Origin of the sequence: Clostridium moniliforme (genome assembly GCF_017873235.1) — a bacterium.
Classification (GTDB): Bacteria; Bacillota; Clostridia; order Clostridiales; family Clostridiaceae; genus Clostridium; species Clostridium moniliforme.
The window spans coordinates 33,032-44,823 of sequence record NZ_JAGGJZ010000001.1 but is presented as its reverse complement, the minus strand read 5'-3'; the positions used below and the strand labels follow the sequence as shown (position 1 = coordinate 44,823).

Annotated in this window: 16 protein-coding genes and 1 riboswitch; of the genes, 11 read left to right on the top strand and 5 right to left on the bottom strand. The window is 24.5% G+C overall.

Annotation, left to right across the window (positions count from 1 at the left end; all coding sequences use genetic code 11):
• Positions 1-141 precede the first annotated feature (141 nt).
• Positions 142-236, top strand: a riboswitch (guanidine-I (ykkC/yxkD leader).
• Between the two features lie 47 nt (positions 237-283).
• The gene (locus J2Z53_RS00230) at positions 284-991 is read left to right on the top strand and encodes a B3/B4 domain-containing protein (RefSeq protein WP_209795208.1); all 708 of its coding nucleotides are present in this window, start codon (positions 284-286) and stop codon (positions 989-991) included.
• A 189-nt stretch (positions 992-1,180) separates the two neighbouring features.
• On the opposite strand, the gene J2Z53_RS00225 is transcribed toward J2Z53_RS00230, so the two are convergent.
• Entirely contained in the window at positions 1,181-1,933 is a 753-nt protein-coding gene (locus tag J2Z53_RS00225) for an acyl-[acyl-carrier-protein] thioesterase (protein WP_209795207.1), read from the bottom strand.
• Positions 1,934-2,159: 226 nt separating this feature from the next.
• Here J2Z53_RS00225 and J2Z53_RS00220 point away from each other — a divergent pair, with 226 nt between their 5' ends.
• Positions 2,160-2,822, top strand: coding sequence for a ferric reductase-like transmembrane domain-containing protein (locus J2Z53_RS00220; protein ID WP_209795206.1), 663 nt, complete (start codon positions 2,160-2,162; stop codon positions 2,820-2,822).
• Positions 2,823-2,897: 75 nt separating this feature from the next.
• Here J2Z53_RS00220 and J2Z53_RS00215 read toward each other — a convergent pair whose 3' ends face one another.
• Positions 2,898-3,716 (bottom strand): mechanosensitive ion channel family protein, encoded by an 819-nt coding sequence (locus J2Z53_RS00215; protein ID WP_209795205.1) that lies wholly within the window; start codon positions 3,714-3,716, stop codon positions 2,898-2,900.
• Between the two features lie 326 nt (positions 3,717-4,042).
• Here J2Z53_RS00215 and J2Z53_RS00210 point away from each other — a divergent pair, with 326 nt between their 5' ends.
• A complete protein-coding gene (locus J2Z53_RS00210; protein WP_209795811.1) occupies positions 4,043-4,744 on the top strand; it encodes a radical SAM protein in 702 nt (233 codons plus the stop codon).
• Positions 4,737-5,219 carry a QueT transporter family protein gene (locus tag J2Z53_RS00205; RefSeq protein WP_209795204.1) on the top strand — a complete coding sequence of 161 codons (483 nt, stop codon included), beginning with the start codon at positions 4,737-4,739 and terminating at the stop codon, positions 5,217-5,219. The genes J2Z53_RS00210 and J2Z53_RS00205 overlap by 8 nt, the downstream gene beginning before the upstream one ends.
• 70 nt (positions 5,220-5,289) lie before the next feature.
• Here the strand turns inward: J2Z53_RS00205 and J2Z53_RS00200 are convergent, their stop codons facing one another.
• Complete coding sequence (locus tag J2Z53_RS00200) at positions 5,290-5,589, bottom strand: rhodanese-like domain-containing protein (RefSeq protein WP_209795203.1); 300 nt, start codon at positions 5,587-5,589, stop codon at positions 5,290-5,292.
• A 287-nt stretch (positions 5,590-5,876) separates the two neighbouring features.
• Between J2Z53_RS00200 and J2Z53_RS00195 the strand changes: the two genes are divergently transcribed.
• A complete protein-coding gene (locus J2Z53_RS00195) occupies positions 5,877-6,362 on the top strand; it encodes a QueT transporter family protein (protein WP_209795202.1) in 486 nt (161 codons plus the stop codon).
• A gap of 94 nt (positions 6,363-6,456) precedes the next feature.
• On the opposite strand, the gene J2Z53_RS00190 is transcribed toward J2Z53_RS00195, so the two are convergent.
• On the bottom strand, positions 6,457-7,215 hold the full coding sequence (locus J2Z53_RS00190) for a M15 family metallopeptidase (protein ID WP_209795201.1): 759 nt from the start codon (positions 7,213-7,215) through the stop codon (positions 6,457-6,459).
• A gap of 155 nt (positions 7,216-7,370) precedes the next feature.
• Here J2Z53_RS00190 and J2Z53_RS00185 point away from each other — a divergent pair, with 155 nt between their 5' ends.
• The 4 genes from J2Z53_RS00185 (at position 7,371) to J2Z53_RS00170 (ending at position 10,156) form a co-directional block, all read left to right on the top strand.
• Positions 7,371-7,640 carry an ACT domain-containing protein gene (locus J2Z53_RS00185; RefSeq protein WP_209795200.1) on the top strand — a complete coding sequence of 90 codons (270 nt, stop codon included), beginning with the start codon at positions 7,371-7,373 and terminating at the stop codon, positions 7,638-7,640.
• 12 nt (positions 7,641-7,652) lie between these two features.
• The gene (locus J2Z53_RS00180; RefSeq protein WP_407927649.1) at positions 7,653-9,011 is read left to right on the top strand and encodes a PFL family protein; all 1,359 of its coding nucleotides are present in this window, start codon (positions 7,653-7,655) and stop codon (positions 9,009-9,011) included.
• Positions 9,012-9,088: 77 nt separating this feature from the next.
• Positions 9,089-9,844, top strand: a complete 756-nt coding sequence (locus J2Z53_RS00175) for an exodeoxyribonuclease III (protein ID WP_209795198.1) — start codon at positions 9,089-9,091, stop codon at positions 9,842-9,844.
• Between the two features lie 117 nt (positions 9,845-9,961).
• A complete protein-coding gene (locus J2Z53_RS00170) occupies positions 9,962-10,156 on the top strand; it encodes a hypothetical protein (RefSeq protein ID WP_209795197.1) in 195 nt (64 codons plus the stop codon).
• Positions 10,157-10,270: 114 nt separating this feature from the next.
• On the opposite strand, the gene J2Z53_RS00165 is transcribed toward J2Z53_RS00170, so the two are convergent.
• Positions 10,271-10,549 (bottom strand): hypothetical protein, encoded by a 279-nt coding sequence (locus tag J2Z53_RS00165; RefSeq protein ID WP_209795196.1) that lies wholly within the window; start codon positions 10,547-10,549, stop codon positions 10,271-10,273.
• Positions 10,550-10,749: 200 nt separating this feature from the next.
• Between J2Z53_RS00165 and J2Z53_RS00160 the strand changes: the two genes are divergently transcribed.
• Positions 10,750-11,136, top strand: a complete 387-nt coding sequence (locus J2Z53_RS00160; RefSeq protein ID WP_209795195.1) for a hypothetical protein — start codon at positions 10,750-10,752, stop codon at positions 11,134-11,136.
• Positions 11,137-11,259: 123 nt separating this feature from the next.
• Complete coding sequence (locus J2Z53_RS00155) at positions 11,260-11,766, top strand: DUF2179 domain-containing protein (protein ID WP_209795194.1); 507 nt, start codon at positions 11,260-11,262, stop codon at positions 11,764-11,766.
• Positions 11,767-11,792: the final 26 nt, after the last annotated feature.

The window sequence follows — 11,792 nt, the reverse complement described above, 5'->3', positions numbered from 1 at the left end:
ATAAGTATAGTATTTTTTTTATATTAATTAAAGATTTTATTATATAAACTTAAATTAAATATAGTGATGTAAAATTATGTAATTGATTTCAAGTTTTTGTTATGCTAAAATTAAAATATAAATTTTAGAAATTTAATTATAGTTTTAGTTTTCTAGGGTTCCGTAGTTTTTTCTAGCAGGTCCGAGAGAAAACACACATATAATTGTGTACACGGAAGAATAAAAGCCTGGCAGATATTTAATAATGTTTCCTGGGTTTTTTTATTTTAAGGAGGTAGATTTAATGAAAAAGTTTGTTATTGAAGATAGTTTTTGGGAGTTATTTCCTGAAGCTAAAATAGGAGTTGTTATTTGTGAAAATATAGATAACTCTATAAAGGATGAAGAAAAATATAAAAATATGATTAATCAGTCAGAAAAGGAATCACTAAAATATTTAAGTAATGATGAATTTAGTAGTAATGAAGTTATAAAAGTATGGAGAAATGCATTTCAAAAATTTAAGAAAAAGAAGGGAGCAAGATCATCAATAGAGGCATTATTAAAAAGAGTTAGCAATGGAAATCATTTAGGAAATATTAATCCTTTAGTTGATATTTATAATTCTATTTCATTAAAATATGCTTTGCCATGTGGAGGTGAAGATATAGATAAATTTGTTGGAGATATTAAACTTACTAAAGCAATTGGAAATGAAAATTTTATAACTCTTGGAAGTAATGAAAATTCATCACCATATGAAGGTGAAATAGTATATAAAGATAATGAAAGTGCAATTTGTAGATGCTTTAATTGGCGTGAATCAGTGAGAACAATGCTTACTGAAAAAACAAAAAATGCTTTTTTATGCATAGAATTAATGGATGAAGTAAGAGTAAAAGAGTTTGAAAGTGCTTTAAATGAATTAGCTAAAATGGTAGAAGATAATTTAGGTGGAGTTTGTAAAGTTTTAATTCTTGATATTAATAATAAAGAAGTAACAATAAAATAGTCATACTAAAGATATTAAAAAATATATGAATTAGATTTTAATAGATTAAGCTTATTCAAAATTTCTAAAAGAATAGCCTTTTAATCTAAATCATTAGGTAAAACATATTGTTACATACAAATACTAAAAAAACTCTATATATAGACCTAATTACCATTGTCTATATATAGAGTTTTTTATAAATATATGTTATTTTTTCTTCCATGTAAATTGTAATTTAGTAAGAAGTTTTCCAGTATTAGAACTTGTAATACTATGAATAGTTGTAATATCTTTATTATCATTATGAATTACTTCAGATGAAATATGTAATGTATCTCCATCAGTAGTTTCTTTTTTAAATAGTACTTTAATATTAAATAACTGGTATTCATTTAAAATAGATCTTGGCAAAGTATCCATTGCCATTTCCATATACCTTACATTATTTACATGTCCATTAGAATCTATATCACTATATCTAACAGGATAGTCTTTAACATAATCCTCTTTTTGAATTTTAGGAATATCATCTAAATCAGGTACTTTATCTAATTCTCCTTCAAGTCCATAGATTTCACTTTGATCAGGTGATATTTTCATAGGACGTCTTTTTTGAAAATCTATTAATATAGCTGTTGAAACAACTTCACCAATAACCTTTCCTTCAGAATTCTTTATAGTATTTTGTCTATAACCATAAAACTTTTTTGTACCTAATACCTTAGTATCAACAGTTATTATATCTCTAAATTTAGGATATTCATATAGAGTTATATCATACTTTAAAAGAACCCAAATACATTGATTATGAACAAATCCTTCTTTAGTTTCTCCTAAATAATCAGATTGAGAAATAACAACATCCCATAGATAATCTACTAAGGTTGAAAATTTACATTTATGATTAAAATCAACATCAAAGATATTTATTTTATATTTTTTTTCAAAAACATCATTCAATTATATTGCCTCCTTTTATAAAGCTATTTATTTCATATTTAGAATTATACCATAATTTTAAAACTTCTATGATTATAGGTAAATTAATTATTTAACATATAAATTATAAAAATTAAATTTTGTTATTAATAAAATGTTCAAAAAATAAATATTGACTTAATAAATTCAATATATTATTATCAATATGATAATGATAATAATTTTCAATAAGAAAGGGAGACATTTTATGTATTTAATTTATTCATTAATAATAGTCACGGCATTATCATTAATTATGCCAAGATTTATAAAGAAAAATTCAAAAATATTTTATGGACTTGCTACTATTATAGGAATTTTAGTTACAATTTATGAAATATTAAGGTTAACAGAAGGATATAAACTAGATGGATTTATAGGTGCACTAGAAAAAGCCTTTATGAAAGGAAATGTAGCAATTATATTCTTTGTACTTGTTATGTTTGCAGGTGCATTAAATAAAAAATATAGTGTAACAAAAAAATTATTAAGTATTAGAGCAGAACTTGCAATTTTAGGATCTATACTTATAATGCCACATTGTATTATGTACGCAGTTAGATTTATAAATAAATTTATCACAGGAAAACCAATAGGAGTTCTTTATGTAATATATTTAATTATTGGACTTATAGCATTTTTTATAATGATTCCTTTATTTATAACTTCATTAAAAAAGATTAGATGTAAAATGTACTTTGAAAAGTGGAAGAAGATTCAAAAATTTGCTTATCCATTTTATTTGTTAGTTTATATACATATATTATTAGCTTTATTAAATCATAAAATAGATTTATTAAAAATAGTTATATATACAATTTTATTTGTAGGATATTTTATTTTAAAAATTATCAATGAGAATAAAAATTAATTTCAAAATATTATTAAAAAGAGAAGCAAAAATAAATGCTTCTCTTTAATTTTTATTTATAAGTGTAATTTAATTTTATTGATTAACTTGATGCATATGTAAATCCATTTGTGGATAAGGAATTGAAATACCTTCATTATCAAATTTTAATTTAACCTCTTCTAAAAGATCAAAATGAACTTGCCAATAATCTTCATTTTTACACCAAACTCTAACAATGAAATTAATAGAACTTGCTGCATGTTCATTAAGTGCTATAAAAGATTCAGGCTCCTTTAAAATCAAAGTATGTCTGTTAATTATATCAGTTAAAATATTCTTTACTTTTATAACATCTTCATCATATCCAACACTGAATGTTAAATCAACTCTTCTTAATGGTTTTGAAGAATAATTTATTAAACTTCCATTTGCTAAAGCACCATTTGGAATCATTATTTCTTTATTATCTGTTGTAACTAAATGAGAATAAAAAATACTTATTTTTTCTACCTTACCTTGGTAAGATGAAGTCTCTATATAATCTCCAACCTTAAAAGGTCGTATTAATAATATTATTACGCCACCTGCAAAATTTGAAAGACTTCCTTGAAGAGCTAGTCCAACTGCTAATCCAGCAGAGGCAAGTAAAGCTGCAAATCCAGCTGTAGGAATTCCAACAAATCCCATAAATGCTATTACTAATAAAATTTTAAGAGATATATCAGCAAATGCATGGAAAAATGATACTAATGTTAAATCTACATTTTGTGTTTTTAATAATGAATTTAAAGTTTTTAAAACTTTATTTATTACTTTAAAACCTATCCAAAGACCTATTAGTCCAAGAACTAATTTCAAACCACTAGTTGAAATCCAATTTAATATTTTGTCGAAAATAGTTGTGATATCCAAATTTTATCAATCCTTTATAATTAATTTATTATGTAATTATAAATTGATAGATTATTTTAATCAATAAAAGTAATTTAAATTTAATAATATTAAATTCTATTTATTTTTAAAACCATATTAGCTAGAATATAGTAAAAAATATTGAAAATAAAGACTTAACAAGATATAATAGTTCATGTAAATAAATTAGAGACAGTTCGTAAGCCTCCTGTCTTTAAACAAAACTAAGGCATTTTCTAATATAGTAATTTAGAGGATGACTTTTGTCGTCCTTTTTTATTTGTATTAGTTTTTGTGCCATACAAAAAGGAGAAGAAAATATGGACATGCAAAGGTACAGTAAAATATTAGGTAAAAACAAGAGAGAAATGGTAATGCTTAAAGGCTTTCCATGTAAGTGGGGAAGATGTAAATTTTGTGATTACATTCATGATAACTCCAACAATGAAAAAGAAATAGTAGAATTTAATAAAAAGGTATTAAAAGAAGTAACAGGAGAATTAGGAGTATTAGATGTAATTAATTCAGGTAGTATTTTTGAATTACCACAGGAAACTTTAAAAGACATTAAAGAAATTATTATAACTAAAAATATAAAAAAATTGTTTGTAGAATGTCACTATCTTTATAAGGATAGACTAGATGAAATTAGAGAATTTTTTAATATAGATGTTATATTTAGATGCGGTGTAGAAACCTTTGATAATTATTTTAGAAACAAGGTATTAAATAAAGGTGCAGGATTTGAATCTTATGAAGAGGTAAATAAGTATTTTAATTCTATATGTCTTTTAGTTGGAATAAAAGGACAAACTAAAGAAATGATAGATAGAGATATTTCTATATTAGAAAATTATTTTGAACGAGGTTGCGTTAACGTATATGTAGAAAATTCAACTAATATTAAAAGGGACGAGGAATTAGTTCAATGGTTTATTAATAAATACAAGTATTTAGAAAAAAATGAAAATATAGAAGTTTTAATAAACAATACAGACTTAGGAGTTGGGAGTGAATTAGATGCTTAAAAGCAATTCATTAAATACATTTGTAAAGTTATCTTTAGTAGCAACTCTTTATGTAGTAATAACTTTTGCTATTGCACCTATAAGCTATGGAGTAGTTCAAGTTAGATTATCAGAGGTATTAGTTTTATTAGCTTTTTATGATAAACGATATATCCTAAGTTTGACTGTAGGTTGTCTTATAGCAAATTTTTTAAGCCCTTTAGGAATGATTGATATAGTTGTTGGAACTCTTGGAACATTTTTTTCAGTTTATGCTATAAGCAAAAGTAAAAATTTATTTATTGCTACTTTATGGCCTACAATTTTTTGTGTTCCTGTAGTTTTTATAATGCATATATTAATTGGATTACCTTTCTTTATATACTTATTTGGCTTTATGGCAGGAGAGTTTATATCAGTAACTATAATTGGATATCCACTATTCAAATTTTTAAATGAAAAAAATAAATTTATGAATATTATATGTTTAGAATAAATAGAATAGATTATTACAAAAGTAACAGATATTTTATATAAATAAAAAACTGTGTTTTTAACACAGTTTTTTATTTTTCTATGTCACCGTCCCATGATAACATTCCACCACGGACATTAACTCCATTTTTTATATCTAAATCATTTAAAAGTGATACTGCATGAGCACTTCTATTTCCACTCTTACATATAAAATAAACAGGTTTATCAGTTGGTATATTATCACTATAATCTTCTATATCTGATAAGGGAATATTTTTTGCTTTAGGCACATGCCCATGAATAAATTCATCTTTCTCTCTTACATCAATTATTAATGTAGATGGATCATTTATTAAATCTTTTAATTTATTTGTTGATATTTCTTTCATAATTTAAATTCTCCTTAAGTATTATTAATTATTTATTATATCACTATTTTTATTATTTAAAAATAAATATTTATAAATAATAAAATAAAATTGCATTATATTAGTTATCCATTATTTTACTAAAAAATATTGATTTATAATAACTTACAGTATATAATCATTTTTGTAACAAATAAATTAGAGACAGTTCGAGAGCCTCCTGTCTAGAAATAAAACTAAGGCAGAAAAAAATATTTAAATTTTTGTTGGGTGATGAGCTGAAATCTAACTTTAAGGGGGAAGATTTCATGGACAAAACCATAAAAAGAATTGTATTATCAGGAATTATAGCAGCTTTATATGCTGCGCTAACTTTACTACTTGCTCCAATTGCTTATGGACCAATTCAATTTAGAGTGTCAGAAGTACTTGTTTTACTTGCTTATTTTGATCCTTTTTATATAATTGGACTTACTCTTGGATGCTTTATTGCAAATATACTAGGACCAAATGGACTAATGGATATTATATTTGGAACTTTAGCTACATTCATAAGTGTTATTGCAATATATTTAACTAGTAAAGTTAATTTAAAAGAAAAATATAGACTATTTTTGGCTTCTTTATGGCCAACTTTATTTAATGGATTGATTATAGGAACAATGTTAAGTTACTTACTTAATGTACCTTTAATTTTAACAATAATAGAAGTTGCAGTTGGAGAATTTGTTGTTGTGTCCATTCTAGGAGTAACAATAATGTATAATATAAGGGATAAGATTAGAAAATTATAAAATAAAAAAGAAATGTTAGGTTTATCTAACATTTCTTTTTTTTTATTTAAACTATTTAATTTTAAATTAATTATAATATTTAAGTAATATTATTTTATTTTCGACTATTTAATTTATCTTTTAAATTTTCAATATCTTTATCTAAATTATTTAAATATTCCTCTAAACATAAATTATTTTTCATTATTTTTTCAGCATGTTTTTTTCCTACATACCTATAGTGCCATGGTTCATAACAATATTTTGTTATATTAACCTTATCCTTTGGATACCTTAAAATAAATCCATATTTATAACAATTATTTTTAAGCCACTTAAAAGCCTTTGATTTTTCAAACCTATCATCTAAATTTGTACTATCTTTGCTAAGTATATCTATTGCTAGTCCAGTTTCATGCTCACTTGCACCAGGAGGAGCTGAATATTCTAAGGTAGCTTTCTTACCTTTTCTCTTAACATTTGAATTAAAAAGGGTAACTTGAGTTTTGTGAGTACGATATCCAGATGCACCAAGTAAGTATATACCTTGTGACTTTGCATCTTCAAACATTTTTTTTGCATTCTTAATAGCAGTTTTATTTAATTTAGTTGTAACTATATAAGGTAAAAAAGGAAGCTTTGATTCAGAAATATCTTTTGCAACATAATTTTCTTTTAATAAATTATTTTTATTTACTAAAAGAAGATAAGGATCATTTCTTTCTTTCTCTAAAGAAGATAATTCACTTTTTAATAAATTAGTATTTTTAATTTTTATTTCTTCTTTTTTATTATTACTAAAATAAATTCCTATTATAACAAAAAATATTATAATACTAATTATAACAACTTTAAAATATTTTGATTTTAACATAAATAAGCCCTTTCTTAATGTAATATTTCACTTAATATTACCATGAATGGTGTTAATATACAATAATCCCCTTTTTGTTAAATAATAAAAATTTTGTATAATATATATATAGTTATTTTTAAATACTAAATTTAATTATATATGGAGGGTATAATATGAATTCAATAATTACTGTTATAGGTCAAGATAAAGTAGGGATAGTTTCAGCTATAAGCTCTGAACTAGCTAGGTTAAATATTAATATTCTAGATGTAAGTCAAACAATAATGAATGGAAATTTTACAATGTTTATGATTGTAGATTTAGAAAAATGTAATTGCAATTTTAATGAAGTTAGTAAATGTCTTTCAAAAATAGGAGATAGTCTAAATGTAATAATAAAAGTTCAAAAAGAAGAAATATTTAAATCAATGCATACTATTTAGATTGGAGAGATTATTTTGAATACAAGTAATATATTAGAAACTATAAAAATGATTGATGAAGAAAATTTAGATATAAGAACAATTACAATGGGAATATCTTTACTAGATTGTATAGATTCAAATGAAAAGGTTTTATTGGAGAAAATATATAATAAAATAACTAAATCAGCAAAAGATTTAGTAAAGGTAGGAAATGATATTGAAAAAGAATTTGGAGTTCCAATAGTAAATAAAAGAGTATCAGTTACACCAATATCAATAATTGGAGGTGCTACTAACCTTGATAGTTATGTAAGTATAGCTAAAACTTTAGATAAAGCAGCAGAAGATTTGGGAATAGATTTTTTAGGTGGATTTTCTGCATTAGTTCAAAAAGGATATACAAAAGGAGATAAAATACTTATAAATTCAATTCCAGAAGCTTTGGCAAATACAAATAAAGTTTGTGCATCAGTAAATGTTGGATCTTCAAAAGCGGGTATAAATATGGATGCTGTTAGAGATATGGGTGAAATTATAAAGAGTACAGCAAATCTTACTAAAGATACAAATGGATTTGGATGTGCAAAGTTAGTTGTATTTGCAAATGCTGTTGAAGATAACCCATTTATGGCAGGAGCTTTTCATGGAGTTTCTGAAGGAGAAAAGATAATAAATGTTGGAGTTTCAGGCCCTGGAGTTGTTGAACGAGCACTTGAAAAGGTTAGGGGAGAATCTTTCGATGTTGTTTGTGAAACAATAAAGAAAACAGCATTCAAAATCACAAGAATAGGTCAATTAGTTGGATCAGAAGCTTCAAAAAGATTAGGTGTTCCATTTGGAATAGTTGATTTATCATTAGCACCAACTCCAGCAATAGGCGATTCTGTTGCACGTATATTAGAAGAGATAGGACTTGAAAGAGTTGGAACTCATGGAACAACAGCAGCTCTTGCTTTATTAAATGATGCCGTTAAAAAAGGTGGAATAATGGCTTGCAAACATGTTGGTGGATTAAGTGGAGCTTTCATACCAGTATCTGAAGATGCAGGTATGATAGATGGTGTTTTAAATAATTCATTAAATATAGAAAAGTTAGAAGCAATGACTTGTGTATGTTCTGTTGGCCTAGATATGATTGCAATACCTGGAGAAACATCTGCATCAACAATATCTGCAATAATTGCAGATGAAGCAGCAATAGGGGTAATAAACAACAAAACAACAGCAGTAAGAGTTATTCCTGCACCAGGATCAAAAGTTTCAGATATAATAGAATTTGGAGGCCTTTTGGGAAGAGCACCAGTAATAAAAGTAAATAAATTTAATTCTGATAAATTTATAGCAAGAGGTGGAAGAATACCAGCACCAATACATTCTTTTAAAAATTAACATAATATATTAAATAGTTATTTATTAATAATGATTTAATGTTATAATAATCTCTATATAAAGGAGGTTTTTTCAAAATGAAAAAGTTAATATCTTGGAATGTAAATGGAATTAGAGCTTGTGTAAAAAAAGGCTTTTTAGAATATTTTAATGAAGCTAATGCTGATATTTTTTGTCTTCAAGAAACTAAACTTCAAGAAGGTCAATTAGACTTAAATTTAGAAGGATACCATCAGTATTGGAATTATGCAGAAAAAAAAGGTTATTCAGGTACAGCTTTATTTACTAAGGAGAAACCATTAAATATATTATATGGATTAGGTATAGAAGAACACGATAAGGAAGGAAGAGTTATAACAGCAGAATTTAATGAATATTATGTTGTAACAGTTTATACCCCTAACTCTAAAGAAAAACTTGCTAGACTAGATTATAGAATGATTTGGGAAGATGAATTTAGATCATTTTTAAAAGAACTTGAAAAAAATAAGCCTGTTATAGTATGTGGTGATTTAAATGTAGCACATAATGAAATAGATCTTAAAAATCCTAAAACAAATAGAAAAAATGCAGGTTTTAGTGATGAAGAGAGAGCAAAGTTTAGTGAATTATTAAATAGTGGTTTTATTGATACTTTTAGATATTTTTATCCAGAATTAGAAGGTGCATATTCTTGGTGGTCTTATAGATTTAATGCAAGAAAAAATAATGCTGGATGGAGAATAGATTATTTTTTAGTATCGAACTTACTTAAAGACAAACTTATTGATGCCAAAATACATTCAGAAGTTTTTGGATCTGATCATTGTCCAGTTGAATTAATAATTGAATAATTAAAAATTATAGGAAATAGGAGTTAATAGACTCTTATTTCTTTTTTTACGTAACTTACAGATATTTTTTTGAATAATATATAGTAATAAAATTAAATTTAAATAAGAAGTGGTAAAATGAAGAAGAATTTTTTAGTTTTAAAATACTTTAGTTTTATACTAATTCTTTTTATAGGCTTTATAGCAGCTCCTTTTGTATTTAATAAATTTTCTTTTAGTTATTTAAATAATCCAGTTTTTTGGGGTGGAATTTCTCCGTTAATTTTATTATCTCCAACAATTTTATTTGCACTTTTTGAAAGTGAAGAATAGTTTAATGTGGAATGTTAGCTTTAACATTCCATTTAAAATTTAGGCTATATTTTGTTAAGAAGTTATTTTATATAACCCTTTAGAGTGAGTGAAATTTTATTCTCTATTCAGAAATTAAAAATAAATTTTAATCTCTTCTAATATTTCTTCATGTAGCATATTTAAATAATTTAATTCGTTATTATATTTACCATATAAATTATTTGCTATTTTTTCACAGGAAGTAATAAATTTAATATATTCATCCTTAGATAATAAATCTATTTTATCAGAAATGTATTTTGGAAAATGATATTCATCATCTGTAAAATATCCAGTTAATTCTTCTTCTTTTAATGAATTAATTATTTCTTTTACAATAATTATAATATCGTCATTTGTAAAGTTATTCATAATGTAAAAATCCTTTCTAAATATATTAATAATAATTTTATCATAATAACTGTATAATATAAATAATATCTTAATATGTGGAATACTGTAGCTTTTAATAAAATAAAAATAAAAAAAGGATTTTAGTATCTTTTATAGAAGTATTACTAATAAGAATATAAATTATTTTACAAAGGTTAAGGCTAGGAGGAAATATTACTGTGGGTAAGGTTATAGGATGTTCAATAATACTTAAAGATGATTTTAATAATGTTCTAATCTTAAAAAAAGGAAAGAAAAAAAAATCTGAAGGATGGAAATGTGTAGGAAGATTAAAAAAGGGAAGAGAGACAAATGAAAAGTGTATTATAAATGCAATTAAAGAAGATTTAAATACATTGGTATTTGATTTAGAACCAATAAAAGAGTTTAATTTATCTAATAATGAAGAAACTATTCTTATATATTCTGGCAAAATAAAAGAATATATGAATTTAGGGAAAAATGTATGTGAAGCTAGTTGGATAAACGAAAATACTATTGATAAATATGATTTTATTGATGGAGAAAAAGAAATTCTTTTGGATTATTTTAAATCAAATAAATAATATATTACTAAAAATTTAAAGCTAAATGGTAAAAAATCATTTAGCTTTTATTTTCTAAATAAGTTAAACATACGATGAAATAATAAAATATTTCCTTGGAAATATATGGAATGGAGGCTAATCATGTTATATTTAATTATTTTCTTTGCAAAGATAATAGAGGTTTCCTTAACAACTGTAAGAACTGTATTACTTACTAGAGGAGAAAAATTATATGCATCTGTTATAGGTTTTTTTGAAGTAATTATATGGTTAGTAGTAGTAGGAAATGTTTTGCAAAATATTCAGCAGGATCCTATAAAGATTTTTGTTTATGCATTAGGTTTTGCATGTGGAAATTATGTAGGTTCAATTATTGAAGAAAAGTTAGCTATAGGACTTGTAACTTTTAATATTATAACTACAAAAGAAAATGAAGATAAAATATTAAATGCTTTAAAAAGTGCTAATCTTGGAGTTACTGTAGTTTCAGGGAAAGGATATGATAATGAAAAATCAGTTTTAATAGTACACGCTAAAAGAAAGAGGAAGGGTGAAATAGTAAAATTGATAGAAGATTTAGATATTAAAGCCGTAATATCAATAGCAGATACAAGAACAGTATACGGAGGATACGGCTTAAGAAAATAAATACTATATTTAGTAAAATGACGTGA

Bases quoted from the DNA above. Each gene is read 5' to 3' on its own strand.
- J2Z53_RS00230 (WP_209795208.1), top strand. From the start codon at position 284: ATGAAAAAGTTTGTTATTGAAGATAGTTTTTGGGAGTTATTTCCTGAA.
- J2Z53_RS00220 (WP_209795206.1), top strand. From the start codon at position 2,160: ATGTATTTAATTTATTCATTAATAATAGTCACGGCATTATCATTAATT.
- J2Z53_RS00210 (WP_209795811.1), top strand. From the start codon at position 4,043: ATGCAAAGGTACAGTAAAATATTAGGTAAAAACAAGAGAGAAATGGTA.
- J2Z53_RS00205 (WP_209795204.1), top strand. From the start codon at position 4,737: ATGCTTAAAAGCAATTCATTAAATACATTTGTAAAGTTATCTTTAGTA.
- J2Z53_RS00200 (WP_209795203.1), bottom strand. From the start codon at position 5,589: ATGAAAGAAATATCAACAAATAAATTAAAAGATTTAATAAATGATCCA.
- J2Z53_RS00195 (WP_209795202.1), top strand. From the start codon at position 5,877: ATGGACAAAACCATAAAAAGAATTGTATTATCAGGAATTATAGCAGCT.
- J2Z53_RS00190 (WP_209795201.1), bottom strand. From the start codon at position 7,215: ATGTTAAAATCAAAATATTTTAAAGTTGTTATAATTAGTATTATAATA.
- J2Z53_RS00185 (WP_209795200.1), top strand. From the start codon at position 7,371: ATGAATTCAATAATTACTGTTATAGGTCAAGATAAAGTAGGGATAGTT.
- J2Z53_RS00175 (WP_209795198.1), top strand. From the start codon at position 9,089: ATGAAAAAGTTAATATCTTGGAATGTAAATGGAATTAGAGCTTGTGTA.
- J2Z53_RS00170 (WP_209795197.1), top strand. From the start codon at position 9,962: ATGAAGAAGAATTTTTTAGTTTTAAAATACTTTAGTTTTATACTAATT.
- J2Z53_RS00165 (WP_209795196.1), bottom strand. From the start codon at position 10,549: ATGAATAACTTTACAAATGACGATATTATAATTATTGTAAAAGAAATA.
- J2Z53_RS00155 (WP_209795194.1), top strand. From the start codon at position 11,260: ATGTTATATTTAATTATTTTCTTTGCAAAGATAATAGAGGTTTCCTTA.